This is a genomic window from Halomonas litopenaei (genome assembly GCF_017303055.1).
In the GTDB taxonomy this organism is placed as follows: domain Bacteria; phylum Pseudomonadota; class Gammaproteobacteria; order Pseudomonadales; family Halomonadaceae; genus Halomonas; species Halomonas litopenaei_A.
Map to the genome: position 1 here is coordinate 214237 of NZ_JAEKJT010000005.1, position 26827 is coordinate 241063.

General features: G+C 59.5%; 23 protein-coding genes. 13 read left to right on the forward strand and 10 right to left on the reverse strand.

What is annotated here, in order from left to right; genetic code table 11:
* Nucleotides 1–128: 128 nt before the first annotated feature.
* Both erpA and argC read right to left on the reverse strand, forming a co-directional pair.
* The gene (erpA, locus tag JF545_RS11130) at nucleotides 129–482 is read right to left on the reverse strand and encodes an iron-sulfur cluster insertion protein ErpA (protein WP_206942076.1); all 354 of its coding nucleotides are present in this window, start codon (nucleotides 480–482) and stop codon (nucleotides 129–131) included.
* A 244-nt stretch (nucleotides 483–726) separates the two neighbouring features.
* On the reverse strand, nucleotides 727–1761 hold the full coding sequence (argC, locus tag JF545_RS11135; protein ID WP_206942078.1) for an N-acetyl-gamma-glutamyl-phosphate reductase: 1035 nt from the start codon (nucleotides 1759–1761) through the stop codon (nucleotides 727–729).
* A 255-nt stretch (nucleotides 1762–2016) separates the two neighbouring features.
* Here argC and JF545_RS11140 point away from each other — a divergent pair, with 255 nt between their 5' ends.
* The 5 genes from JF545_RS11140 to JF545_RS11160 all read left to right on the forward strand — a co-directional run bounded on the left by JF545_RS11140 (nucleotide 2017) and on the right by JF545_RS11160 (nucleotide 7919).
* Complete coding sequence (locus JF545_RS11140; protein WP_206942080.1) at nucleotides 2017–3918, forward strand: chloride channel protein; 1902 nt, start codon at nucleotides 2017–2019, stop codon at nucleotides 3916–3918.
* A 9-nt stretch (nucleotides 3919–3927) separates the two neighbouring features.
* A complete protein-coding gene (hemJ, locus tag JF545_RS11145) occupies nucleotides 3928–4359 on the forward strand; it encodes a protoporphyrinogen oxidase HemJ (RefSeq protein WP_206942082.1) in 432 nt (143 codons plus the stop codon).
* The gene (gene thiD / locus JF545_RS11150) at nucleotides 4356–5207 is read left to right on the forward strand and encodes a bifunctional hydroxymethylpyrimidine kinase/phosphomethylpyrimidine kinase (protein WP_224907860.1); all 852 of its coding nucleotides are present in this window, start codon (nucleotides 4356–4358) and stop codon (nucleotides 5205–5207) included. The genes hemJ and thiD overlap by 4 nt, the downstream gene beginning before the upstream one ends.
* 165 nt (nucleotides 5208–5372) lie before the next feature.
* Entirely contained in the window at nucleotides 5373–6665 is a 1293-nt protein-coding gene (gene hemL, locus JF545_RS11155) for a glutamate-1-semialdehyde 2,1-aminomutase (RefSeq protein WP_206942084.1), read from the forward strand.
* Between the two features lie 12 nt (nucleotides 6666–6677).
* Nucleotides 6678–7919 (forward strand): AAA family ATPase, encoded by a 1242-nt coding sequence (locus JF545_RS11160; protein WP_206942086.1) that lies wholly within the window; start codon nucleotides 6678–6680, stop codon nucleotides 7917–7919.
* Nucleotides 7920–8142: 223 nt separating this feature from the next.
* On the opposite strand, the gene JF545_RS11165 is transcribed toward JF545_RS11160, so the two are convergent.
* Nucleotides 8143–8814, reverse strand: coding sequence for a LuxR C-terminal-related transcriptional regulator (locus JF545_RS11165; RefSeq protein WP_206942087.1), 672 nt, complete (start codon nucleotides 8812–8814; stop codon nucleotides 8143–8145).
* 329 nt (nucleotides 8815–9143) lie between these two features.
* Between JF545_RS11165 and rdgB the strand changes: the two genes are divergently transcribed.
* The 4 genes from rdgB (at nucleotide 9144) to JF545_RS11185 (ending at nucleotide 12705) form a co-directional block, all read left to right on the forward strand.
* Complete coding sequence (rdgB, locus tag JF545_RS11170; protein WP_206942088.1) at nucleotides 9144–9752, forward strand: RdgB/HAM1 family non-canonical purine NTP pyrophosphatase; 609 nt, start codon at nucleotides 9144–9146, stop codon at nucleotides 9750–9752.
* A 2-nt stretch (nucleotides 9753–9754) separates the two neighbouring features.
* Entirely contained in the window at nucleotides 9755–10921 is a 1167-nt protein-coding gene (hemW, locus tag JF545_RS11175; RefSeq protein WP_206942089.1) for a radical SAM family heme chaperone HemW, read from the forward strand.
* Nucleotides 10922–10959: 38 nt separating this feature from the next.
* Entirely contained in the window at nucleotides 10960–11634 is a 675-nt protein-coding gene (locus JF545_RS11180) for an OmpA family protein (RefSeq protein ID WP_206942090.1), read from the forward strand.
* Between the two features lie 201 nt (nucleotides 11635–11835).
* Entirely contained in the window at nucleotides 11836–12705 is an 870-nt protein-coding gene (locus JF545_RS11185; RefSeq protein ID WP_206942091.1) for a 23S rRNA (adenine(2030)-N(6))-methyltransferase RlmJ, read from the forward strand.
* A gap of 82 nt (nucleotides 12706–12787) precedes the next feature.
* Here JF545_RS11185 and JF545_RS11190 read toward each other — a convergent pair whose 3' ends face one another.
* The 5 genes from JF545_RS11190 to rpmH all read right to left on the reverse strand — a co-directional run bounded on the left by JF545_RS11190 (nucleotide 12788) and on the right by rpmH (nucleotide 17450).
* Entirely contained in the window at nucleotides 12788–13360 is a 573-nt protein-coding gene (locus JF545_RS11190) for a YceI family protein (RefSeq protein WP_206942092.1), read from the reverse strand.
* Between the two features lie 128 nt (nucleotides 13361–13488).
* Nucleotides 13489–14859 (reverse strand): tRNA uridine-5-carboxymethylaminomethyl(34) synthesis GTPase MnmE, encoded by a 1371-nt coding sequence (mnmE, locus tag JF545_RS11195; protein ID WP_206942093.1) that lies wholly within the window; start codon nucleotides 14857–14859, stop codon nucleotides 13489–13491.
* A gap of 142 nt (nucleotides 14860–15001) precedes the next feature.
* Nucleotides 15002–16678, reverse strand: coding sequence for a membrane protein insertase YidC (gene yidC, locus JF545_RS11200; RefSeq protein WP_206942094.1), 1677 nt, complete (start codon nucleotides 16676–16678; stop codon nucleotides 15002–15004).
* A 200-nt stretch (nucleotides 16679–16878) separates the two neighbouring features.
* Entirely contained in the window at nucleotides 16879–17304 is a 426-nt protein-coding gene (rnpA, locus tag JF545_RS11205) for a ribonuclease P protein component (protein WP_206942095.1), read from the reverse strand.
* 11 nt (nucleotides 17305–17315) lie between these two features.
* On the reverse strand, nucleotides 17316–17450 hold the full coding sequence (gene rpmH / locus JF545_RS11210) for a 50S ribosomal protein L34 (protein WP_008959105.1): 135 nt from the start codon (nucleotides 17448–17450) through the stop codon (nucleotides 17316–17318).
* Nucleotides 17451–17997: 547 nt separating this feature from the next.
* Between rpmH and dnaA the strand changes: the two genes are divergently transcribed.
* The 4 genes from dnaA to gyrB all read left to right on the forward strand — a co-directional run bounded on the left by dnaA (nucleotide 17998) and on the right by gyrB (nucleotide 24344).
* On the forward strand, nucleotides 17998–19470 hold the full coding sequence (gene dnaA, locus JF545_RS11215; protein ID WP_222484262.1) for a chromosomal replication initiator protein DnaA: 1473 nt from the start codon (nucleotides 17998–18000) through the stop codon (nucleotides 19468–19470).
* A 194-nt stretch (nucleotides 19471–19664) separates the two neighbouring features.
* Nucleotides 19665–20768 (forward strand): DNA polymerase III subunit beta, encoded by a 1104-nt coding sequence (dnaN, locus tag JF545_RS11220; RefSeq protein ID WP_206942097.1) that lies wholly within the window; start codon nucleotides 19665–19667, stop codon nucleotides 20766–20768.
* 28 nt (nucleotides 20769–20796) lie between these two features.
* Nucleotides 20797–21912 carry a DNA replication/repair protein RecF gene (gene recF / locus JF545_RS11225; protein WP_206942099.1) on the forward strand — a complete coding sequence of 372 codons (1116 nt, stop codon included), beginning with the start codon at nucleotides 20797–20799 and terminating at the stop codon, nucleotides 21910–21912.
* Between the two features lie 11 nt (nucleotides 21913–21923).
* Nucleotides 21924–24344 (forward strand): DNA topoisomerase (ATP-hydrolyzing) subunit B, encoded by a 2421-nt coding sequence (gene gyrB / locus JF545_RS11230; RefSeq protein ID WP_206942100.1) that lies wholly within the window; start codon nucleotides 21924–21926, stop codon nucleotides 24342–24344.
* Between the two features lie 841 nt (nucleotides 24345–25185).
* Here the strand turns inward: gyrB and gmhB are convergent.
* Nucleotides 25186–25758 carry a D-glycero-beta-D-manno-heptose 1,7-bisphosphate 7-phosphatase gene (gene gmhB / locus JF545_RS11235; protein WP_206942101.1) on the reverse strand — a complete coding sequence of 191 codons (573 nt, stop codon included), beginning with the start codon at nucleotides 25756–25758 and terminating at the stop codon, nucleotides 25186–25188.
* A 119-nt stretch (nucleotides 25759–25877) separates the two neighbouring features.
* Entirely contained in the window at nucleotides 25878–26804 is a 927-nt protein-coding gene (locus tag JF545_RS11240; protein WP_206942102.1) for a LysR family transcriptional regulator, read from the reverse strand.
* Nucleotides 26805–26827 lie beyond the last annotated feature (23 nt).

Here is a 26827-nt window from a genome sequence, read left to right on the forward strand (position 1 = left end):
ATGCCCGGGGATCGACCAGGCCGAGGGAACCGGGTCTGAAGGGAGTCTTGGGGAGAACCTAAGGAGTCGCTAGCCTGCAACGAAAGACGCAGCCCTTGGGCTGCGTCAGATGTCTGGCTTGCGGCGGGTTACACCATGAACGATGCACCGCAGCCACAGGTCGTGGTGGCGTTGGGGTTCTGGACCAGAAAGCGAGCCCCGGCCAGGCCCTCTTCGTAGTCAATGGTCGAGCCCACCAGGTATTGGTAGGACAGCGGGTCAACCACCAGCGAAACGCTGCCGAAAGGGATTTCGGTGTCGTCGTCGTTGAAGCTGTCGGCGACGTCGAAGCCGTATTGAAATCCCGAACAGCCGCCACCTGTGACATACACGCGCAGGGCGATCTTTTCGGCACCGTCCTCGGCCATCAGCGCCTTGAGACGACGCTGTGCGTTGTCGGACAGCAGCAACGGAGTAGGAACAAAGGATTCGGCACCGCTCATTAGGAGCTCCGGGGGTCAGGTCACATGGAGTGTCATTCCAGGCGTCAGGCGCCCAAGACGAACAACACCGGGTATTATCCCTAAACCAGAGTAAAAGGGTCAACTTTTCCAAGGAGGTAGCGCCGCGCCGCCAGCGTGACGGCACGACAGCGTGTTCCTTCTCATGTCTCTCGCGACCTATCGCGCCATCTTCCCGTTGTGACCTGTCTGTCCCGGAAAACCGTCGGGGCAGGATTTCCGTCGGTCAGGGCATGATGGCAGGGGCATCGAGTCCCGCCGTCTCATCAAAGTCGAACATCAGGTTGAGCGCATGGATGGCCTGCCCCGACGCCCCCTTGACCAGGTTATCGATGACCGCGAGCACGACAACCGTATTGCCGTTGCCAGGGCGATGGACGGCGATACGGCAGAGATTGGCGCCTTTGACACTGCGGGTCTCCGGATGGCTGCCTGCAGGCATCACATCGACAAAGGGTTCATTGGCGAAGCGCTCTTCGAAGCGCTGCTGAAGGTCGCCAGGATCGCCGGTGAGCTGTCCGTAGAGCGTGGCATGTATGCCACGGATCATCGGTGTCAGGTGTGGCACGAAGGTCAGGGCAACGTCCTGGCCTGCGGCATCCCCAAGCCCCTGCCGTATCTCAGGTAGATGGCGATGACCAGAAGCGCCGTAGGCCTTCATGGATTCGCTCGCCTCGGCCAGCAGGGAGGGGACCTTTGCGCCTCTGCCCGCGCCGGTCACCCCGGACTTGCAGTCGGCGATGAGCTGCTCAGGATCGATCAGCCCTGCTTCCAGCAGCGGCAGGAAGCCGAGCTGTACGGCGGTAGGATAGCAACCCGGTACAGCAATCAGCCGCGCTTGCTTGATCTGGTCGCGATTGACTTCCGGCAGGCCGTAGACGGCTTCTTCAAGCAGTCCTGGAGCACCATGAGGCTGGCCGTACCATTCGGCCCAAACGGCAGCGTCGCGCAGGCGAAAATCTGCTGACAGGTCGATAACGCGAGTGCCGCGCTCGAGAAGGTCACCCGCCAGCGCATGAGCAACGCCGTGGGGCGTGGCGAAGAATACCGCATCACAGGCTGCGAGACGCTCTGGGTCAGGTTCACTAAAGCACAGTCCGTCATAGTGACCGCGCAGGTTGGGGTACAGTTCGGCCACGCCGAGACCTGCTTCGCTGCGTGAGGTGATGGCATCCACCTCGACGCCAGGGTGGCGAGCCAGCAGTCTGAGCAGTTCGACACCGGTGTAGCCGGTACCGCCGACGATTCCAACCTTGATCACGTGATGCTCCTTTGCACTTTGCTCTATCAGCGCATTGCCTGAACGATAAGTAGCCCATTGCCGGCGCAATACCGGCCTGGCGCCAAGGCCCCGACGCATTCGGGAGGTCCCCGGGGCAGAGCCAAGTCATGCCAGCCGTCTGGGTGCCGGGTCCCGTTCTATGATACACAAGAGACAGTCACTTCACTCGAGCCTTGGCCACTTGGGTGTGACAGGGACCCGCCCTCTGCCTTCACGGAAGGAAACAAGGAAGCCATGCGCCTGCCAGATCTCAGTCTCGATGCCTTCCGCCGCCAGCTGGCGAGCGTCGATGCCCTGCCGCAACTGTGTGTACTGGGCATTGCGACCGGCTTGATCACCGGTAGTTTGATGGTGGTGTTTCGCCTTGCACTGATGCTGGGGGCGATGCTGGTCATGCCCCATGACGACCCTGAGGCCTTCGAACAGCTGTCTACCGGGCTGCGCATGGTACTCCCGATCCTGGCGGTGACCATCATCGGGTTTGCGTTGTGGCGTCAGCCGTTGGCGGCCCGCAAGATTGGGGTGAGCCATGTCATCGAGCGCCTGACCTATCACCAGGGACGCTTTCCGCTGCGCAACTGGCTGAATCAATGGTGGGTCGGGGTGGTGACGGTGGTAGGCGGTCTCTCTGCCGGGAGGGAGGGGCCCGCGATTCACCTGGGCGCCGCGGCCTCCAGTGGGCTTGGCCAGTTGCTGCGCCTTCCCCACAACAGTCTGCGTGTGCTGGTGGCCTGCGGTACCGCGGCCGGTATCGCGGCTTCCTTCAATACCCCTATCGCTGGGGTGATCTTCGCCATGGAAGTGGTGATGATGGAGTACACCATTGTCGGCTTCATGCCGGTGATCCTGGCGGCCTGCATGGGGGCTCTGGTATCGCAGCTGGTGTATGGCGCCGAGCCCGCCTTCGCGGTGCCCGACCTGGCCCTGGGATCGCTATTCAATATTTATTGGATTGCCGTCATGGCCTTTGGCATCGGATTGCTGGCGGGGTTGTTCATTCACGTGTCCCGTTCCGAGAGACTGGCACGCCTGCCGCTGTGGTGGCGGTTGACGATGGTCGGTGCCCTGGCGGCGTTACTGGCCTGGTGCTATCCCCAGGTACAAGGCATCGGCTATGACAGCCTGTCAGATGCCCTGTTCAATCGGCTGGCACTCGACATTCTGTTGGCCCTGGTGCTTGGCAAGCTGCTGCTGACGGCGTTCGCGGTAGGTTGCGGTGTGCCGGTCAGCATCATTGGCCCGGTGCTGGTGATTGGCGCAGCAGCGGGAGCCATGTTCGGTCTGGCCGGGACCTGGCTGTGGCCTGAAAAGGCGGCCGATCCCGGCCTGTTCGCCATGATTGGCATGGCGGCAATGATGGGAGCGGTGCTGCAGGCGCCTCTCGCTGCGTTGATGGCACTGCTGGAGCTGACCCATATTCCGCACATCCTGCTACCGGGCATGCTGGCAGTGGTCGTTGCGGGCCTTACCACACGGCAATTGTGTCGTTGCGATGGTTTCTTCATCAGCGTCAAGCTGCACGGCCTGCATCCGCTCCAGCAACCGTTGATGCAAGCACTGTCCCGGGTGTCGGTGCCTGCGGTCATGGAACGCAGCCTGGTGAGAACCAAGCGGCGTGTCTCCGAGGGGCAAGCTCGCGCCTTGCTGGAGGCCAAGCCTGTCTGGATCATTATCGAGCGATCCACGGATGACAAACCGACCCTTGCCCTCAAGGCCGCGGATCTGGCGCGTTACCTGATCGAGCAAGATGAGCGGGAGGCAGCGGCCAAGGATAAGGTCAGTGATCCGGACGACAGCATGATGGAAGCGTTGATAGAGGCAGAATCGCCAGCGGAGAGCATTGCTGGCAAGAACGTGGATCGCTCCCCCCTGCGCTCGCCTCCACCGGAAACCGAGCAGGCCGATGACAAGCAGGCGTTGCTCGACCTGCTGGAAATACCCGGTCAGCGACTCGACCTGGTGCCCATCCACCTACAGGCAACACTGACGGAAGCATTGAACGTGCTGAACGAAAGCAAGGTCGATGGACTCTATGTAGAACATGGTTATCGACCGAAGCAGAAACGAATTTCCGGTATCATCACCCGTGACGCCATCGAGCGGTACTACCGCCTGTCTGATTCATCCACAGCCTGAGGAGTTGACATGTACCTGTGGATAAAAGCCTTTCACCTGATGTCCATCGTGACCTGGTTTGCGGCGATGTTCTATCTCCCCCGCCTGTACGTGTACCACGCCCAGGCCAGAGACAAGGGTGAGTACGCAACCATGGACACCTTCATGGTCATGGAGCGCAAGCTGTATCGCGGCATCATGACCCCCTCCATGGTGGCTGTGCTGTTGTTTGGTGCCCTGCTGGTATGGCTCAACCCTGGCTGGATGAGTCAGGGCTGGCTGCATGCCAAGCTGGCATTGGTGGTAGCGCTGGTGGCCTATCACCATGTTTGCCTGATCTACCTGAAGCAGCTGGCAGCAGACCGCTGCCGACGCAGTGCCACGTTTTTCCGTGTCTTCAATGAGCTGCCGGTGCTGGCGCTGGTAGCGATCATCATCCTGGCTGTGGTGAAACCCTTTTGAATAGCTTGAACGCGGAATATTCACCCCATCTGCCGACAGTGCTGGTGTTGTCGGGCCATGACCCTACCGGAGGTGCTGGGCTGGTCGCTGATGCCGAGAGCGTGGCGGCTTGCGGCGGTTGGGCGATGACCATTCCGACCGCACTGACGGTACAGGATCTGCGTGATGTGCACTCGCTGCATCCGCTGCCGGCGTCTGGCATCAGAGAGGCGGCCAAGGCACTGGCCTCGCTGCCGATTGCGGCGATCAAGATTGGCTTGATTGCGGATCTGGAAGGGCTCGATGCAGTGGTTGACGTGATCAAGCGGCGACCGGGAATTCCCGTGGTGGCAGATCCTGTGTTGAGAGCGGGAGGCGGAGCATCACTGGCGACCCAGGAGTTGATCGATGCCTATCGGCAGCAATTGCTCCCGATGATCGATATCCTGACCCCGAACCGTGGTGAACTGGCACGGCTGGCCGGAGCCGACTATCAGGATGACACGGAACGCTGTGTCAGCCTGATGCACCAGGGATGTCAGGCCGTGCTGGTGACCGGCACCGATGACCCCGAACCCGGCAAGGCGCGCGACACGGTGTCTCACACCCTGCACACGCCCGATAGCGATCGTCAGTGGACGTGGCCACGACTACCCGCGAGCTATCATGGGTCCGGCTGCACCTTGGCTTCCGCCTTGGCAGCGCGGCTGGCGGCAGGTGAAACTCTGGTACAGGCTTGCGAACAGGCCCAGGTCTTCGCCTGGCAGGCGCTGGCCCACGGCTGGGATCCCGGCCACGGCCAGTCGCTGCCTCGCAGGCTGTGGAAAATGCCGACGCCACGCTTTTCGCCAGACGAGGTCAAGGTATGATGGGTAGCCTGCGTCATATGTCACAGAATCGGGCAACTTGCGAGACATTTGGGCCACATTCACCGGGTTATCCCATGCCCTCCACAGGGTTATCCACAGGCCTTCATTCACCGTATCGGTGCCTAGCACCGACGTCAGAACTTACACTTGGGCAAAGAGGTTTCCATGACCACATCCGCTGAGCTCTTCGAACAGGCCTGTCGGCACATCCCCGGTGGCGTCAATTCACCGGTGCGCGCGTTCAAGGGGCTGCATCGTCCGCCAGTGTTCATGGAGAGTGCGCAAGGCGCCTATCTCGTTGACGTCGAAGGCAAGCGCTATGTCGACTACGTCGGCTCCTGGGGGCCGATGATCACCGGTCACGCCGATCCTGATGTGCTTGGCGCCGTGCGTGAGCGTCTGGACAAGGGGCTGTCCTTCGGTACCCCCACCGCGGTCGAAACGACCATGGCGGACCTGATCTGCGAGATCATCCCGAGCATCGAGATGGTGCGCATGACCAATTCCGGTACCGAGGCGACCATGTCGGCGATTCGCCTGGCTCGCGGCTACACCGGGCGTGACAAGATCGTGAAGTTTGAGGGTAACTATCACGGTCACAGTGATTCGCTGCTGGTGAAGGCAGGGTCCGGCGCCTTGACCCATGGCGAGCCGAGTTCCCCTGGGGTACCCGCTGCGTTGGCTGAGCACACTATTACCTTGTCCTACAATGACAGCGACGAGGTGGAACGCTGCTTCGAGGAAATCGGTAGCCAGATTGCCTGCATCATTGTCGAGCCGGTGGCCGGCAACATGAACTGCATTCCGCCCAACGCGGACTTCCTCAAGACACTGCGCCAGGTGTGTGACCGCCACCAGAGCGTGTTGATCTTTGACGAGGTGATGACCGGGTTCCGGGTGGCTCTGGGGGGCGCCCAGGCCCACTACGGGGTGACGCCTGACCTGACCTGCCTGGGCAAGATCGTCGGTGGGGGCATGCCGGTAGGCGCCTTTGGCGGCAGCCGCGAGATCATGAGCGAACTGTCTCCGTTAGGGCCGGTTTACCAGGCGGGCACCCTCGCGGGTAACCCCTTGGCGATGGCAGCGGGGGTAGCCCTGCTGAAGAAATTGCGTGAGCCTGGTTTCCATAATGCGCTGGCACAGCGTGTCGAGACCCTCTGCAACGGCTTGGAAAGCCGGGCAAGAGCGGCGGGTGTGGATCTCATCACGCAGCGTGCGGGGGGCATGTTCGGCCTGTTCTTCACCGCCCAGAGCAGCGTGGAGAACTTTGCACAGGCCACTGCCTGTGATGCGGATGCCTTCCGCCGTTTCTTTGCCGCCATGCTGGATCAAGGGGTCTATCTGGCGCCCTCCGCTTATGAGGCCGGTTTCATGTCCAGCGCTCACACGCCGGAAGATATTCAGCGTACTCTGGACGCCGCAGAACACGCCTTTGCACAGATGACGACCCAGGCCTGAAAGGAGCCGACCATGACTGGCAATGACGCCGCTTCGCCGGACACCGCGCTGGAGCCCTTTACCCTGGAAGAACTGCTGGATGTGCTGGCAGAGTTTCACGCCGAGCCGTTGCCGCCCGAGGTGGCACTGCCCGATGCGCTAAGCGTGCTGAAACAACGCAGCGAGGCAGAACACAGCGCCTGCAAGGCCCTGCTGTCCGGTGACGAGGACGTGCAACGTCTGGCGTCACTCAAGGTGTGGCTGGACCAGGAGTTCGATCGACTGGCCCCGATCATCGAAGTTCGCCAGGACCGTTTGCGCCCGAGCCGCTGGTACATGGAGTATTCCGATGTACGGCTTTGCGATAACGGCCGCCTGGTGGTGGCCCAGAGTGCTGCCCAGGACCCGCAGCCCTTTGACTATCCTGAGATGGCCGACCCAGGCCATGATCTGGCAAGCCTCAGGGTTGAGCTGGAGCTGCGCGGAGAGATGACGCTGTCGCATCAGGCTCTGGACGGTTACCTGCGCCGCAGCGGCGACTACGAGCTGGCGCGGATTCTGTCGCTGCTGCAGGTCATCGAGGCAATGGCGGGCATGCGTCGTGTGCTGCAACGTCGCTTCACGTCGGGTCATGAGCGACCCGCGCTGATGGCCGAGACCATGAATGCCTTCCGTCGCTATCTGACGTTGGCGGAGCGACATGCCGAGTTCCGGTTCCCTCCGTTGGTGATCGGTGTAGGCGTCTCCGGCAGTGGCAAGAGCCGCTTCACCAAGACACTGGTGGGTCGCCTCGGAGCGGTAAGACTGAGTTCAGACGTGCAGCGCATGTTGCTGCATGGTTTTAGTCCACAGGCCGAGGGCGATGGTCTGCCTGTGGATATCTACACCCGAGAGGCAACAGACAAGACCTATCAGCGGCTGGCGACCTGTGCGGGTATCCTGCTGGATGCCGGCTATATGGTGTGCGTCGACGGGACTTTCCTCGAGCGCGGTCAGCGTGAGCTGTTGCGATGGCAGGCGGAAGCCAGAGGCCTGCCGGTACTGCTGGTCAGCTTTGAAGCCGATGACGAGACCCTGCGACGTCGTATCAGCAAGCGGGCGGTTCGCAATGAACGGGACGAATCACTGAGTCTTGCCGTGCTGGCAGCGCAGCAGGATGCGTTCGAGGACTTCACTGACGAGGAAAGGCTGCATCTGGTGCGCCTCGATAGTACAGCAGACAACGCTGCAGAGACCTTGGCAAGCCTGATTGAAGAGCACATTCGCGTCCTCTAGTCGGCGCGATGGTGGTAGCGAGTGGTCGGCGCGTTGATGGTAGCGAGTGGTCGGCGCGACGATGGTAGCGAGTGATCGGCGCGACGATGGTAGCGAGCCAGCAGAGGCCGTGAGTGTCTACCCAAGGCTTGACGATCACATCATTGACTATGGCATGAGTGCAGAGCACGGACGCCGGCAATGGCCGGCGTCCGTTTTTCTTTTGATCAGCGCATGGCAGTGATCAGCGCATGGCAGTGCTACGTCTGGGGGGCGGGGCGCCGAGGTTCTGGCGAGCCCAGTTGACGGCTTGCAGGCGGTTGCTGACCCGAATCTTCTTGAACACGTTATAGAGGTGGGACTTTACCGTGTGTTCGCTGACGCAAAGACGCTCGGCGATTTCCATGTTGGATGCCCCCGACCCCAGCAGGCCGATGATTTCCATTTCCCGCTGGGTCAGTCCACAGGCAGGACGATAGGCATTGAGCTGCTGGCGTCGCGAAAACTCGATGAGCCGGGTCATCAGCGACCGCGACATCCACAGGTCGTCGGACTCGAACAGCTTGGCGATCCCCTTGCAGATGCTCTCCAGGCTGTCTTGACGATAGAAGACACCACGTAGATGCATGAAGGAGAGCACCTCCAGCGCATGCTCTTCATCACGCAGGTTGAAGGCAGTGAGCAACAGCCCATGATGGTGAGAGCTGACATCCTGCCAGTGCTGCATGGCGGTGTCGTCCACATGGTCGGCATCCATCAACACCAGCACCGGCTGGGAGTCATCGACATCAATGGTGTCGGCAGGTGCAGCGATGGATACAGGGCAGTGGAACTGATCCTTGATGTAATTGATAAAGAGCAGCGACTGAGGGTTGTGGTCAGTCACCAGCACTATCTGTCCTGTGGCGTGGCTCATCGTCGTGTCTCCGTGCATCCGCTGCCGTCTGCCCTCGGCGGATGGGCATGACTAAGTCGTGTTGGTCATTATGCGCCTATTTTATATCTTTTGTAAGATTCTGTAACACCTGCACAGTAAAGTTTGCCAAAAAACGGCTCCCGTGAACAAAACAACGACCGGACGAGGGGCTCTACCCGCCTTTGACGGCATGATATGGCGGCATTTTTCTGGTTCACGTATCAGTATTTGTGCTGAATCGGAACTCATCTTGCCCATGCTAGAGTATAGGCAAACATTCCGGCGTATCGCCGGGGATTTCAAGATACTTTCCACCAATGAGCGAGACCATGAGCCACCTGACAGAACTCGTGCTGGCAAGCGGCAATGCCGGCAAACTAAGGGAGCTGGGCGAGATGTTGGCCCCCTTGGGTATCAAGGTGCAGGCCCAATCGGATTTCGACGTGAAAGAGGTCGAGGAGACGGGGCTGACGTTTGTCGAGAACGCGTTGCTCAAGGCGCGAGAAGCCAGCCGAGTGAGTGGCCGTCCAGCCCTGGCTGACGATTCAGGACTGGCAGTGGATGCCCTGGCCGGACGTCCGGGGATCTATTCGGCGCGCTTTGCTGGCGAGCCCAAGGATGATGGCCGCAACAACGATGCATTGCTTGAGGCGCTGGCCGACGTGCCTGAAGGCAGCCGTGGTGCCAGTTACTGGTGCGTACTGGTATTGCTCGAGCATCCCGAGGATCCCGTGCCGTTGATCGTGCAGTCTCACTGGCGCGGCGAAATTCTTGCCCATCCGCGCGGGCAAGGCGGATTCGGCTATGATCCGCTGTTCTGGCTTCCTGACCAGGGTGCAACCGCGGCAGAGCTGAGCGCTGCCGAAAAGAACCGGCTCAGCCACCGCGGTCGTGCCTTGTCTCAGCTGCTGGCCGAACTCGAACGGGCCAAGCAGTGACGATGGCTACCCTGCCCCCACTGTCGATGTACTTGCACGTACCCTGGTGCGTGCGCAAATGTCCGTACTGTGACTTTAACTCACACGGCGTTGGCCGACAGGCAGAGTTGCCGGAAGAGGCGTACCTGTCTGCCTTGTTGGCCGATCTCGACAACGACGCTGGTCTGGCCCAGGGGCGTGAGCTCACCAGTATCTTTATTGGTGGAGGGACGCCGAGCTTGATGTCCGGCCACTTTTATCAGCGTCTGCTCGATGAAGCGCGCATGCGGCTGCCCTTTGCCGCTGACATCGAAATCACCCTCGAGGCCAATCCGGGGACCCTCGAGAGGGGGCGCTTCGCGGCCTACCGAGAGGCGGGTATCAATCGTCTTTCGCTGGGTGTTCAGAGCTTTCATCCGGAACAGCTCAAGGCCTTGGGGCGCATCCACAGCGGTGAAGATGCGCTTCACGCGGTGACCGAGGCGCGTGAGGCGGGCTTTGACAATCTCAATCTGGATCTGATGCATGGCCTGCCCGGGCAGACGCCGCAGCTGGCTCTGGCAGATCTCGAGCAGGCCATTGCCCTGGCGCCGGAGCATCTCTCCTGGTACCAGCTGACGCTGGAACCCAACACCGAGTTTCATGCTCATCCGCCGGCGCTGCCCGAGGAAGAAGTGCTCTGGGATATCCAGGATGAAGGTCATGAGCGCCTGGAGGCCGCTGGCTTTCAACGCTATGAAATTTCAGCCTATGCCCAGTCAGGCAGACGCGCGAGACATAACCTCAACTACTGGCGCTTTGGGGATTATCTCGGCATCGGTGCCGGGGCTCACGCCAAGATCAGCCAACCCGGCGCGACCGGGTTCGCCATCGAGCGGCGCTGGAAGACCCGCCAGCCAGAGGCGTATCTGCGCCGCTTGAACGATCCCCGGGGCTTCATTGCTGGACATCGACGTGTCACAGATGATGAGGTGGCGCTGGAATTCGCCATGAACGCACTGCGTCTGGTGGAGGGCGTACCGGTTGAGACCTGGCAGGCGTGCACAGGACGTCCGTTTGATGAACTGTCGCCGAAGATCGACAGGGCGCGTGAAAAGGGACTTATTGTGCAAGATGCCGCCAGGGTTCAAGCTTCTGCCCAAGGTCTATTATTCTTGAACGACCTTTTGACCCTGTTCAGCGATGACTGAAAGGGACGATGTAATACATGGAAGGAGACGTTGACGCTATGAGCCGCAAGATTCGACTGATTGCCCCGCTGGCTGCCGCCGTGATTCTGGCTGGTTGCTCCACAACGGACCCTTACACTGGCCAGACCGATCGTAACAACACCGGTATCGGCGCTGCCGTGGGCGCCGCAGTGGGCGCAGCGGCAGGTGCCATCAGTGGTGACGGTAGCACCAGCAAGCGTGACCGTGCGCTGATCGGTGCCGCCGCCGGTGCTGCTGTTGGTGGCGGGATTGGCGTTTACATGGACCGCCAGGAAGAGCAGTTGCGCCAGAGCATGCAGGGCACCGGTATCGGTGTAGAGCGCCAAGGCGACAACATCGTGCTCAATATGCCGAGTAGCGTGACCTTCGGCTTCGATTCCGCCGATCTCACCGGCAGTGCCACCAGCGCATTGAATGATGTGGCAAATGTCCTGACCCAGTATCCGGAAACCCGCATCAACATCGCTGGCCACACCGACTCTACCGGTGACGCCAGCTACAACCAGCGCCTGTCCGAGCGACGCGCGCAGTCCGTCGGCAGTTACCTGCAAGGCCAGGGCGTGGCGTCCAACCGCCTTTATGTCAGCGGCTACGGTGAAAACCAGCCGGTGGCCAGCAACAATACCGAGGAAGGTCGCGCGCAGAACCGTCGCGTCGAGATCACCCTGACGCCGACCGGCCAGCAGGGATAAGACGACACGCCTGATTCCAGGCCCGTCGACATCAAGGCCCGCGCTCCGAAAGGACGCGGGCCTTTGTGTTGGCTGGAGCGGTCAGGCATTCGGCAGATGCCTTCCGCGACCTCTGGGCGATTGTCCCGCTATCATAGTCCTCTTTATCCTGCGATGGATGACCGCGGATTCCCCATCGCGATGCACACCAGGCGGAATGCCATGCTCTCTTATCAACACGCTTACCATGCCGGCAATTTCGCCGATGTTCACAAGCATTTATGGCTTTACAGTGTTACCGAACACCTATTACGTAAAGATAGTGCTATTACGTTTGTAGATACGCATGCGGGACGAGGTAGCTATCCTCTCGCTGCCGCTGAAACGGCACGTCTCAAAGAGTACGAAACCGGTGTTCAGCGGCTGTGGGTATCTCGTCACCAAGGCGACGTGAAAGAGCAGGAGCTGTTGAGTGCCTGGCTCGATGCTGTCGCCTCGTTGCAATCAGGGTCGACAGGATTGTCCCACTATCCTGGTTCGCCCTGGTGGCTGGGGCATCGTCTGCGCAAGCAGGACCGCCTTCGTTTGTTTGAGCTGCACCCGGGTGAGCACGGCCATTTGACCCAGCAATCGCTGGTGGATGCCGACACGCTGCCGCTTATCCAACGCATCCATGGTGATGGACTGGCGGGATTGAAATCCCTGGTGCCGGTGAAAACACCAAGGCTTTGTGTGTTGATGGATCCCAGCTTCGAGCAGAAGTCCGAGTACCAGGAGGTGGCCAGGACCCTGGTACATGTGCTCGGCAAGGTTCGGCATGCCGTGATCATGCTGTGGTACCCACTGCTGCCGGCTGGACGTCATCAGGACATGCTGGAGGAGCTGCGCTCAAGCGGTGTGCGCAAACTGTGGCGCAGCGAGGTCAGCCTGGCCCCTCCTGGCGAATCCCGTCACGGCATGTACGGCAGCGGCATGTTGATCGCTAATCCTCCCTGGGGCGTCGACCAGCGCATGGGCGCTGCCATCGACACCTGGCTTCCATTGCTGGGACCTCAGGCTCGTCATGAACAGCACTGGTGGGTAGAAGAGTAGGGCGCCAGGCCCAGGTTCTGAGCCACCATAGAGTTGCTACCTGGCGCCACACCAGCAGCTCCCGGACGGATGCGAACCGCGCCTAGGGCGATTCGAACAGCAGCCGAAAACCCACCGGCGACGTCCGCGCGATGGAAGACAGGCCGGCGATATCTTGAAGGGTGGCGATACCCTGGACGAGCCCCAGTGAGGAGGCGTCGACCCAGATCGGCTGATCGGAGACGACCAGCCAGCGCGATTCGGAAAGTCGAACGACCATCACTGTGGCGTCATAGTCGCTGCCAGCAGCGCCTAGAGTGACGCTAACGGGTACCCGGGCCAAGAGCGTGTTGCCGGGCATCAGCGACGCAAACTGCGTGGGGTCCAGGTTGCTGCTGATCGCCAGGCTAGGAGTCGGGAACAGGTGCTCCTGCATGCGCTCATCGCGAATATCGATACCGCTATCGAGAGAGGCGGTGGTGGCCTCGATAGCCACCTTGCCGTCGTCGTCGATATGGCCCGTTAGCGAGCCAACGACATGCGTTTCACCGACGCTTTCATTCTTCACTGAACCGAACCACAGGCGTGATTCGTCATCTATCAGGTTCCAGTCTGCCGAGGCGTTGGCCGATAGGCAGGCAAGTCCGAGGGCGGCTGACATGACTAGCGCTTTCATGAGCGACTCCTGAAGGGGGCAGCATGTCCCTCCAGTGTAGAGAGTCGCTCACTATCTTCTGTACGCAGCGACCCCCGGCATTGTGCCGTAGCGGCTTGAGAAGGGCGTGTGCGGTCTGACGAGCGCTGTCACTTCCCGATGCAGAAGCTGCCGAAGATCTCGCCCAGCAGGTCATCGGCGCTGAATTCACCCGTGATCTCTCCCAGGGCTTGCTGCGCGTCTCGCAGGTCCTCGGCCAGCAGCTCGCCGGCACCATGGCCCATGAGCTGGGCATTGCCGTTATCCATGGCCTCCTTGGCCCTGTCCAGGGCATCCAGGTGTCGCCGTCGTGCGGAGAACCGGCCTTCGGTGGTGGCTTGGAAGCCCATGATGCTCTTGAGATGGGACTTCAGGTTATCCACACCCTCGCCAGAGCGGGCTGACAGCCGGAGGGTAGGTGGGGTTGTGGATAGATCGAGCCCCGCTGCTTCACCACTCTGGTCGACCTTGTTGCGTACCAGAGTGAGGCGAGCAGGGTCTGGCAGTCGTTCGACAAACTCTGGCCATATCTGCATAGGGTCGGTGGCACTGGTGGTCGTGGCATCCACCAGCAGCAGCACGCGGTCGGCCTTCTCGATTTCGCTCCAGGCCCGTGCAACCCCGATCTTCTCCACCGCATCCGGGGTGTCCCGCAAGCCCGCCGTATCGATGATATGCAGCGGCATCCCGTCCAGGTGGATATGCTCACGCAGGACGTCTCTGGTGGTGCCTTCGATGTCGGTGACGATCGCCGTATCCTGCTCTGTCAGCGCGTTGAGCAGGCTCGACTTGCCGGCATTGGGGCGTCCGGCAATGACCACGCTCATGCCTTCGCGCATCAAGGCACCTTGGTTGGCGCTGGCTCGCACATCGGCCAGCTGGTCCATCAATTGCTGAAGCTTGGCGGCGACGTGGCCATCGGCAAGAAAGTCGATTTCCTCCTCAGGGAAGTCGATGGCCGCCTCGACGTACATGCGCAGCTCGATCAGTCGCTGAACCAGGGATTGGACGCGGCTGGAAAACTCACCCTGCAGGGAGCGCAGAGCGTTCTCTGCCGCTGTCCGAGAGCTGGCGTCGATCAGGTCGGCGATGGCTTCTGCCTGGGCCAGGTCAAGCTTGTCGTTGAGGAAGGCGCGTTCAGAGAATTCGCCTGGCCTTGCCAGCCGGGCGCCGAGGGAGACACAGCGCTCCAGCAGCATATCCATGATCATCGGACCGCCATGCCCCTGCAGTTCCAGCACGTCTTCTCCGGTGAAGGAGTGGGGGCCCTGGAAGAACAGCGCAATACCCTCATCAATAATGCTGTCAGCACCCCTGAAAGGGCCATAGAACGCTTGGCGTGGCTCAGGTTGATGGCCCAGCATCGCCTTGGCGATGTCCCGACAGGCAGGGCCTGACACGCGAATGATGCCGACGCCTCCACGCCCGGGCGGGGTAGCAAGTGCGCAAATGCTGTCCTGGGTATAAAGCGGGGCGGTCATATCCAAGCTCCTGAAGGATTGGGCCTATTGTCGGGTGCCTGACAGCGCATTGCCAGCCTAGCGGGACACGCCTGTCAGGCTCGCCGGCCTGAAACGACAAACCCCCGCCGAGGCGGGGGTTCACTTGCTGATCACACGGGGCTTACTTGGTCTTCAAGCCCTTGCCGACCTCGGGGTCGTCCTCGATCTTGCGGGTGATCACATACTGCTGAACGATTGAGATGCAGTTGTTGCACACCCAGTAGATGACCAGACCTGCAGGGAACCACAGGAAGAAGAAGGTGAAGACGATCGGCAGCATCTTCATGATCTTCGCCTGCATCGGGTCCGGAGGTGTCGGGTTGAGCAGCTGCTGCACGAACATTGATGCCCCCATCAGGATCGGCAGCACAAAGTACGGGTCCTTCACCGACAGATCCTGAATCCACAGCATGAACGGTGCATGGCGCAGTTCGACGGATTCCAGCAGCATCCAGTAAAGCGCGATGAACACCGGCATCTGGATGAGGATCGGCAAACAGCCACCCAGAGGATTGATCTTTTCCTTCTGGTAGAACTTCATCATCTCCTGAGACATCTTCTGGCGATCATCGCCGAAGCGCTCCTTGAGACGCTGCATTTCCGGACCCAGCTTGCGCATGCGTGCCATGGACTTGTAGGCCTTGGCAGACAGCGGCCACAGGGCAGCCTTGACCATGATGGTCAGGATCACGATGGACCAGCCCCAGTTGCCGATCAGGCTGTGGATATGATCCAGCAGCCAGAACAACGGGTTGGCGATAAACCACAGCCAGCCGAAATCGACCGTCAGCTCCAGGTTGGGGGCAACGGCCTCGAGGCGCTCCTGGACCTTGGGGCCCATGTACAGTGTCGCGCCAAGGCTGGCTTCTGCCCCCGGTTCCAGCGTCTGAGACTGACCAGCGAAGGCGGCGACGTTACGGTCCTGACTATCGGTGGCAGCGTAGAAAAGATTGTCCTGCTGCTGCGGCGGCACCCAGGCAGAGGTGAAGTAGTGCTGAATGATGGCGACCCAGCCGCCCTCGACTTCACGATTCTGGAAGTTCCCGGCCTGGATGTCCTCGAAATCGATCTTTTCGTAGCGGTTGTCCGGTGACGAATAGGCAGCACCCAGGAAGGAACGCATGCCCATCTTGGGACCCGTTGAAGGATCGGGGTTGTTGTCCCGTGCCAGTTGCCCGATGAAGCGTGCACTGACGGCGGACTCGCCACCATTGGCCAGCAGGTAGGACACATTGACCGCATAGTCGTCACGCTTGAAGGTAAAGCGCTTGATGATATCGATGCCGTTGACGGTGGCGGTCATGTCGACTTGCAGGCTGTCCTGGCCATCGACCATGCGATATTCGGTCTTCTCCGGGGCAAAGGCGATGCGGCCGCTGTTGCCATCAAGCTGAAGCCCTGAACGTGCGACGTAGCTCAGCGTGCTGTTGTTGGACAGCAGCACGTAAGGACGATCTCCGTCCTGGCTCATCAGGTGCTGCGGCAAGGCGGCGTAGACGATATCGCCACCTTGAGGATCAATGCGTACGTCGAGCACGTCGGTGATGACCGCGACGAGATCTCGACTATTGGCGGCGGGCTCGCTGCTGCCCGGCAGTTCACTGCCAACATCATTGGCGGAACTGGGTGCCGCGAGGCCTTGAGAAGAAGAAGCGTCGCTGGCATCTGCTGCGTTGCTGGTGATAGCCGGAGCATCGGGAGTGCTCGGCGGCTGACCATAATCCTGGTTCCACTGCACCATGATCAGATAGGCGAGCACCGCCAGGGGTATCAGCAGGAGTAGTCGTTTTACGTCCATGAGGGGTCTGCCCGAAGGGAAGTGAACATGCCGATGGCGTCACGCGAGACGCCTGCGTGAAATACACGAAAGCCTGCCAGAGGCAGGCCAAGATTCGTACGAAGACGTTCCGCGTCGCGAGAGGTGACGTCAAGGGGCCAGGAGAGGGACTCGCTCATGCTCAGACGGAGTGTGGTCGGCATCGCACAGTCTCTCACTACCTAGCTGCGGCGTCGCTGCGGCTCTGGCTGGGCAGCACCGGCCTGGCGAGGATCTTTCGAGAGTCGTGACTTTTCAGCCTCTCGTTCAAGGCGACGCCACATACCGAACAATTGTCGCTGCACGGTATCGTTGTCGGCCTCGTTGATGCCACGTCTGGCCAGCAGGACGATATCCACAGAGGGAAGTCGGTGCTGGGCATGGCGAACGGACTCTCGAGCCAGTCGCTTCAGTCGGTTGCGATCTACCGCTCGGCGTACGTTCTTCTTGCTGAAGACAAGGCCCAGGCGCGGGTGCCCCAGTTCATTGGGAACAGCCAGCGCCATCAGGCCTTTGCCGTGAACCTTGTACACCGCCCCATCAAACACACGGCGGTAGTCCCCGGCAGTCAGCAAGCGGCAGTGCCGGGGAAAGGTCAGACAGGTCACGCAGGACCTGCTTAGGCGCTCAGGCGCTTGCGGCCTTTGGCACGGCGACGTGCCAGAACGGCGCGGCCGTTCTTGGTAGCCATGCGAGCACGGAAGCCGTGCGCGCGCTTGCGCTTGAGAACGCTCGGTTGGAATGTGCGCTTCATAACTCGTTAATCCCACAGTGGTTTTTTGGAACGGATAGACATCCAGAGGCGCCCGGAATCCGCTCGGGCCTCCGGGGGTATTCGGCTCAAGACCGGACATTTTAGTGATTTCAAGCCCCGGGTGCAATCTTTTCACTGAGCGCCCGACATCGAGGAGTGCGCGCTGGTCGCTGGCGATGTGGGGGCTTGTGATTTCACGGAGCAGCGTTTCCTTAACACTACTACTAGAGGAAGTTCTTGATTGATGTTGTGATTATTACTGGGGATAAAGATTGTGGATAAGTTATACAACTATCAACATATCATCATGTTGCGTTGCAAATAAGAATGTGGAGAAGACGTTGAGCAGCTGAGGGCAGCCGGTGCAAGGAAGGTGAACAGGATGCGAAAATATCCACAGCCCGGATGATGCGTTCAGCTTGTCCCCGACTCATCATGGGTAGCAAACATGTGTTGTCCACAATGTTTTTCAGGCCCTCAAGTCGTGTGGATAACTCGTTCAGACGCAGCTACAATATGCGGTCGTTCTTCAACCAAGGTAGCTCGCGTGTCGCTCGCTCTCTGGCAACAGTGTCTACAAACCCTTCAGGATGAACTGAGTTCCCAGCAGTTCAACACCTGGATTCGCCCATTGCAGGCGGAAGAAGGGGAGTCCAATCAGCTTCGGCTGCTGGCACCCAATCGCTTTGTTCGCGATTGGGTCAGTGACAAGTATGCAAAGCGAATCAGTGAGTTGATGCGGGAGCTTGCGCCGGCAAAGCCGCCTAAAGTGATGCTCACTGTGGGGAGCCGACGGGCAGCGTCGCCCGCTCCCCAGACGCGGGATCTGGGTGATCCGGTCTCCGCCAGCGCGCCACGTGCCCCCGCGGTGCATACCCCACCCCGTGGCGATGTCGGCGATGAAAGGGAAGTCGACCGGCTGCGGGACGAGGGCAACGACCCGGTGGCTCGCTCCGCTGGAGGGGAGCGTCAGGTACAGGTAGAGGGTAGCCTCAAGCACTCCAGCGGGCTGAATCCCAATTTCACCTTCGAGACCTTCGTCGAGGGCAAGTCAAACCAGCTGGCTCGAGCCGCGTCTCGCCAGGTGTCGGAAAACCCCGGCGGTGCCTACAATCCTTTGTTCCTGTACGGTGGGGTGGGTCTTGGTAAGACACACTTGATGCACGCGGTCGGTAACGCGTTGGCAGGGCGCCGCGAGAACGCCAGAGTGGTGTATCTCCATTCCGAGCGGTTCGTTGCCGATATGGTCAAGGCGCTGCAGTTGAATGCCATCAACGATTTCAAGCGTTTCTATCGTAGTGTCGATGCGCTGTTGATCGATGACATCCAGTTCTTTGCCGGCAAGGAACGCTCCCAGGAAGAATTTTTCCATACCTTCAATGCGCTGCTTGAAGGCGGTCAGCAGATGATTCTGACGTCTGACCGCTATCCCAAGGAGATCAGTGGGGTCGAGGAACGCCTCAAGTCTCGCTTTGGCTGGGGCCTGACGGTTGCCATCGAGCCCCCCGAGCTCGAGACGCGAGTCGCGATCTTGATGAAGAAGGCGGATCAGGCAAAGGTCGACTTGCCCCACGATGCGGCGTTCTTCATTGCCCAGAAGATCCGTTCGAATGTGCGCGAGCTGGAAGGTGCCTTGAAGAAAGTCATCGCTGACTCGCACTTCATGGGCAAGCCGATTACCCAGGACTTTATTCGGGAGTCGCTCAAGGATTTGCTGGCCCTCCAGGACAAGCAGGTAGGCGTGGACAATATTCAGCGCACTGTCGCTGAGTATTACAAGATCAAGCTGGCCGACCTTCTGTCGAAGCGACGTTCGCGTTCAGTGGCTCGCCCGCGCCAGGTCGCCATGGCATTGGCCAAGGAGCTGACGAACCATAGCCTGCCCGAAATCGGGGATGCCTTTGGGGGCCGTGACCACACCACCGTGCTGCATGCTTGCCGAAAGGTGCAGGCGCTGCAGGAAGAAAATGCCGACATCCGTGAAGACTACAAGAACCTGCTGCGGTTGCTGACAAGCTGAGGCTGAGTGGCCAACCACGGCATTCAATGCTGTGTCATCACACCCCAGAGGGGTTGCCCGGGGGCCATGGATGTATCGATGACGTCTGACCCTGGGCGATACTATGCCACCAAGACACACAGCGCCTGTGGCGCCGTGTATATGTCACTGACTGATACCCCGTCTCACTCTCTCGGACAAGAAGTGGAGCCGACATGAAATTTTCCATCTCCCGCGAAGCGCTACTGCGGCCGTTGACGCTGGTCGCCGGCGTGGTCGAGCGTCGGCAGACCTTGCCGGTGCTTTCCAATGTGCTGATCCAGGTCGAGCAAGACGAAGTCGCGCTGACCGGTACCGATCTAGAGGTTGAGCTGGTCGGCCGCACTGTCGCTAGCCAGGTCGACGAGCCCGGCGCGATCACAGTTCCGGCGCGCAAGCTGATGGATATCTGCAAGTCACTACCGGATCAGTCTGAGCTTGAGCTGTCCATCGAGGATGGTCGTGCCGTTCTGCGAAGTGGGCGTTCGAGATTTACCTTGTCGACGCTTCCGGTGGCTGAGTTTCCGAATATCGAAGATGGCCAGAGCAGCGTAGAGTTGGCGCTTCCGCGGGGGACGCTCAAGCAGCTTATCGATGCGACCTCATTCGCCATGGCACAGCAGGATGTGCGCTATTACTTGAATGGTCTGCTGCTGGAGTTCGCCCCTAACCTGGTTCGCTCCGTCGCGACCGACGGCCACCGTCTGGCGGTGTGCTCTCGGCCCGCCGACATCCAGGTCAGTGCTTCCCAGAAGCTGATCGTGCCTCGCAAGGGCGTCCTGGAACTGGTGCGTCTACTGGATGACTCGGAAGAGCCCGTCAGTCTGACCCTCGGCTCGACCCATATTCGCGCCCACACCGGTGACTTTACCTTCACCTCCAAGCTGGTAGACGGGAAGTTTCCGGACTATGAGCGAGTGGTCCCGAAGGGCGGTGACAAGGTCTTCATTGCCGAGCGAGCCGAGCTTCGTCAGGTCCTGTCGCGCACCGCGATTCTTTCCAACGAGAAGTATCGTGGCGTTCGTCTGAACCTTGAGGAAGGCAACTTGAGGGTGATGGCCAACAACCCTGAGCAGGAAGAAGCCGAAGAGAACATTGCTATCGAGTACAGCGGACCTGCCATGGAGATCGGCTTTAACGTCGGCTATCTGATCGATGTTCTCAATGCTGTCGGTGAAGACCGGGTGCAGATGACCTTGGGCGACCCTAACAGCAGTGCATTGATGGAAGAGCCGGGTGGTGGTGATGCGCTCTACGTCGTGATGCCGATGCGCCTTTGATGTCATGTGCCGTGCTCAAGGCTGATACATGCCGTTAGACCGTTTGGTGTTTCAGGGCCTGCGTAATCTGCAGGCCCTTGATGTTTTGCCTTCGCCAGGAATCAACTTGATCACTGGCCGGAATGGCAGTGGCAAGACCAGCCTGCTTGAAGGGATTCACCTGCTGGGCATGGGGCGCTCCTTCCGTGCCCGCAAGCTCGCCCAGGTGCTGCATCACGAGGTTGATACGCTCATCCTGCATGGGCGCCTGGCCGGAGATCCTCCGGTGGCCATCGGACTGCGTCGGTGCCGGCATGAGAGTGAGCTCACCTTGCGTATTGGCGGTGAGCGCGTCGAGCGCCTGTCACAGCTTGTCGAAACGCTCCCCCTCCAGTTGATCAATCCGGATGCATTCCGTTTGTTGGAAGGTCCTCCAGCCGGGCGTCGCGAGTTTCTCGATTGGGGAGTGTTTCACGTGAAACATGACTTTCTGGGAGCCTGGCAGCGCTTTAGACGGGCCTTGAAACATCGGAATGCCCTGCTCAGGCATGGTAGAATGGACGCCCAGACGCTGGCAGTCTGGGAGCATGAGCTGGCAGTTTCAGGGGAGAGGATGGACGCACTGCGCGATGAGTGGGTCGATGCCTTTTCCCCCATCTTCCACGAAACCCTCGAAGGCTTGATTAGCCTGCCGGAATTACGTTTGCGCTACACCCGTGGGTGGGATCGTCAGCGCTCGCTGTCCGAGGTATTGGAAGGTGCCAGGGACACTGATCGTCAGATGGGATTTACCCAGCAGGGTCCGCAGAGAGCTGACCTCTCCATCAGGCTCGGCAAGCGCCCGGCTGTAGAAGTGCTTTCACGAGGACAGCAGAAACTCGTCGTGAGCGCACTCAAGCTTGCACAAGGAAGGATGCTGGAAAGGTTGACGGGGCGAACCTGTCTTTACCTGATCGACGATCTGCCCGCCGAACTGGACCATGACCATCGCAAGGTCTTTTGCCAGTGGCTGGAGCGGATGCGGTGCCAGGCCTTTATTACCAGCGTGGATCACGAGGTGCTGGCCGACCTGTGGCAGCCCGATACACCCTTGGCAATGTTTCACGTGAAACATCTCGCTGATGGACGAGGCCAGCTGCAGGCCATAGACAGACAGACTTCATGACGGAGTGGTCAATGAGCGAACAAGCTTACGACTCATCGAGCATCAAGGTACTGAAAGGCCTGGATGCCGTACGCAAGCGGCCCGGGATGTACATCGGCGATACCGATGATGGTACTGGCCTGCATCACATGGTGTTCGAGCTGGTGGACAACTCCATCGACGAGGCGCTGGCCGGACACTGTAGCGAAATCAAGGTGATCATCCATCCGGATGAATCCATCACCGTGAGCGATAACGGCCGCGGCATTCCGACGGATATCCACGAAGAGGAAGGCGTGTCCGCTGCAGAGGTCATCATGACGGTCCTGCACGCTGGCGGTAAGTTCGATGACAACTCCTATAAGGTCTCCGGCGGCCTTCACGGCGTAGGCGTGTCTGTTGTCAACGCGTTGTCAGAAGAGCTCAAGCTCACCATCTGGCGCGCTGGACAGGTGCACGAGCAGGTGTATCGTCACGGTGTGCCTGATGCTCCGCTTAGCGTCGTGGGACAGACCGAGAAGACCGGGTCACGTGTCCACTTCCGCCCGTCGCCTGAGACATTCGGTAATATCGAATTCCATTACGATATCCTGGCCAAGCGTCTGCGCGAGCTGTCCTTCCTGAACTCTGGGGTTGCCATCCGCCTGCTTGATGAACGGAGCGGCAAGGAAGAACTGTTTCACTACGAAGGCGGGCTCAAGGCTTTCGTCGATCACCTCAATACGAACAAGACCGTGCTGAATCCTGTCTTCCACTTCAATGTGGAGCGGGAAGATGGTGTCGCGGTCGAGGTGGCGATGCAGTGGAATGACACCTTTGCCGAGAATATCTTCTGCTATACCAATAACATCCCGCAGCGGGATGGTGGTACGCACCTGGCGGGCTTCCGTGCTTCTTTGACTCGCACACTTAATCATTACATCGAGTCTGAAGGCTTGCTGAAGAAGATGAAGGTCAGCACTTCCGGCGATGATGCCCGGGAGGGTTTGACGGCGATCATCTCGGTCAAGGTACCTGACCCGAAGTTCTCTTCCCAGACAAAGGACAAGCTGGTTTCCTCCGAAGTAAAAACGGCGGTGGAACAGGAGCTTGGAAGATCATTCTCGGAATATCTGGTAGAGCGGCCGAATGAGGCCAAGGCTATCGTCAACAAGATGCTTGACGCTGCCCGGGCCCGAGAGGCTGCACGTAAGGCCCGCGATATGACTCGCCGCAAGGGCGCGCTGGATATCGCTGGCCTACCCGGCAAGTTGGCAGACTGCCAGGAGAAGGATCCCGGCCTGTCTGAACTCTACCTGGTAGAGGGTGACTCTGCCGGTGGCAGCGCCAAGCAAGGGCGTGATCGACGCACCCAGGCCATCCTGCCGCTGAAGGGCAAGATTCTTAACGTCGAGAAAGCACGTTTCGACAAGATGTTGTCCTCCGCCGAGGTGGGTACGCTGATCACCGCGCTTGGCTGCGGTATCGGGCGTGAGGAGTTCAACCCAGATAAGCTGCGTTATCACTCGATCATCATCATGACCGACGCCGATGTGGATGGATCGCACATCCGTACGCTGCTGTTGACGTTCTTCTTCCGGCAGATGGCCGAGCTGATCGAGCGTGGTCATGTCTTTATTGCTCAGCCGCCGCTGTACAAGATCAAGCGCGGCAAGCAGGAGCTCTACCTCAAGGATGAGCAGGCGATGACTGACTATCTGACCACGACAGCGCTGGATGGTGCGCGTCTGTGTGTCAGCGAGGATGCCCCGGGCATTACTGGCGCTCAGCTTGAAACTCTGGTGAATCAGTATCGTGACGTGATGAAGCGGATCGATCGTCTGTCCAGGGTCTATCCCAGCGAGGTGCTGCGCAAGATTGTGCACGCGGCCAAGCTCGACGGTGAAAACAGTCTGCGTGACAGAGTTACCATGCAGAACTGGATCGAGCACCTGCAGAAGGAAATGGATGACCTGGTCGCCTATGAAGGTGGCCCGCGTTATACCTTCTCGCTTCAGGAAGATGACGAAAGGGGAGTCTTCCTACCTGCCGTGACGCTGATCGCTCACGGTGTAACCACCGACTATGTGTGGGGACTCGACTTCTTCACCAGCGCTGACTACAAGGCCATTGCAGGCCTGGGTGAGACTCTGGAAGGGCTGCTTGAAGAGGGGGCGTACGTCGCACGGGGTGAGCGCAAGAAGCCCGTGAAGACCTTCTATGAGGCGCTGGACTGGCTGATGCATGAATCCCAGCGTGGCCTTTCTATTCAGCGCTACAAGGGTCTGGGGGAGATGAATCCGGAACAGCTTTGGGAAACCACGATGGATCCCAACACCCGCCGCATGTTGCGTGTGTCGATCGAGGATGCCGTGGCGGCGGACATGATGTTCAACACCCTGATGGGCGATGAAGTCGAGCCACGCCGTGACTTCATCGAGCGCAATGCTCTGGTGGCCAACCTGGACGTGTAGATCGTCCAGTTGGAGCATGGTGGCTTCGATGTTTCACGTGAAACATCGTCCCAGGAAGAGCCCGATCTGTTCTCAGGTCGGGCTTTTTCGTGAGCGATGGATAAAACTTGCCGGGAGGCATGTTGAAGCGTCGCGGTGAAGAGCCCGGATGACGAACCCTTGACCGGACATTTTAGATCAAGCCTCCCAGATCAATCCCCCTGTGGACAGCGTCTAGAGGCGCGATGGAAGCCTATTGATATACATAATATTTCCTGGATTCCAGCTGTGGATAACGTTGCGCGTAAAACGTCTGTTGATGCCTTTTTCGAAACGCGCCTGTGAATAATATTTCTAGATAGCGTAAGCCTTCTGTGGGTTGTGTCCCAATTTGGCGGTGGGACCCTCTTAAAGGGAAGGGAAGGGAAGGGAAGGGAAGGGAAGGGAAGGGAAGGGAAGAGGAGAGGAGAGGAGAGGAGAGGAGAAAAGAATAGCGGAGCGCGTTGATGGCAAGCCGCCAAGGGGAGGAGCAAGCTGCTTACGCTAACAGAAGGGATGGCGTGAAAACCCAGAAAAGATGGACCTGGCAACGTTAAAAGGTGACGTGGGCAGCGCTGGCTTTGCCATGATGATGTTTCATAACTCATTGAATTAACGAAGGTGACGCTAAGCTCCTGCGCGTTTCTCACAGGAGCTTGGAGGGGGCGTCAGATAGACAACAGGATCCGTTCTACGCCGACATGTTTCACGTGAAACATCGATATGATCGAATGCCAGCTAGTCTGATACCGCACATGCCGAGAACCGAGCAGCCGTGTAGTGTATGCACAAACTGTCCGGCCTCTCTTGTATATTCTGTGGCTCAGTCGGCGTGTTGGGTCGCAGATAGCAACACGTCGACGAAGTGGGCGAGGTCGTCATAGACCGTAACGTGACTCTTCGCTGCCTGAAGCTCCGGGTGCTTAGCAAGCGTCCGCTCACCCTTACCGGTGCGAACCAAGGCCTGGCGACAGCCCACCGCGTCACCCGCCTGAAGATCACGCAGGCTATCACCTACCATCCAGCACCCTCTCAGGGTTTCCAAGCCTAATGCCGACTGGATTTGCAGGAGCAGACCCGGTAGTGGCTTGCGGCAGTCGCACTGGTCGGTGTCGACGTGGGGGCAGTAGGCAATATGGTCAATGTTGCCGCCCTGAGCTTCAACCAGAGAGGTCATCCGCGCATGCATCAGCTCGAGAGTCGCGACATCATAATATCCTCTGCCGATGCCTGACTGGTTGGTAGCAACGGCAACTTGCCAGCCCGCCTGTGTCAGACGTGCGATAGCCGAAATGGCCGTTGGATAAGCCACCCACTCATCCAGTGATTTGATGTAGTTGTCGGAGTCACGGTTGATCACTCCGTCACGATCGAGAATGACGAGTCCCTGGGGCATATCGGCGTCTGCTGGAAGTAGTGTGTGGATGGCGAGTGCTGAGCAGGATCCCAGCAGTGTAGAGCGATGTTTCACGTGAAACAATCACCGCAATGCCGTTGTCGTCGGGTGGCTTCTCACTAGCTGTCATGCTGCAGGGGACGATACGTTGAGTGATTCAGCGCCGTGCGCAAGAACTCAATGAACAGGCGGGCACGGAGGGGAGGATGACGATTTGGCGTGAGAGCATGCACGCTGATATCCGGTAGCGACCAGTCAGCAAGAACCCTCGTCAGGCGTCCCTGTTCCATCTGGTTCTGAACGATCGCTCTGGACGTGTGCAGGATACCGAGGCCAGCTTCGGCAGCGATAACGAGTGCATGTCCATAGTTGGAACGGAAGCTTCCTCGAATAGGGAGGCTGTGGACGTCCTCCCCCCTACGCATGCGCCATCGCTGAATGCCCTGGAACCGCGTGTAGTGAAGGCAGTTGTGCTCGAGCAGATCAAGCGGATGCAAGGGCGTTCGATAGCGCTGCAGGTAATGGGGCGATGCCACCAGAAGCCGTTCGTCAGAGGCGAGGGGGAAGGCGACGAGTCTTGAATCCTCGAGAGATCCAACCCGAACGGCCAGGTCATGACCTGATTCCAGAATATCGACAAAACGATCATCGAAGTCTGCTTCCAGACGGATATCCGGGTATCTGATGAGAAAGTCTGGAAGGATCGGCGCAATGTGCAGGCGACCGAAGTTGACGGGGAGTGAGACTCTCAGCGTTCCCGCAGGATGATCTTGCTGGCCCTTGAGGGACTGTTCGGCGTTTTCCAGTATGCCGAGGGCCGGTACCGCCTGTTCCAGGTAGGCATGGCCCGCGTCGGTCAGGGTCACGCGCCGAGTTGTCCTTAGCAGCAGCGGGACACCAAGTCGATCTTCCAAGGCATCTAGTCGACGACTGATCGCTCCACTGGTGAGGTTGAGGTGCTCTCCTGCAGCTCTGAGCGAGCCATGCCGTGCCACCTCGAGAAGTGCGATAAGGCCGGACAGTTGGGTGTCATGGTGAGACGGCATCGGAGTCTTCCTGGGACAGGGGG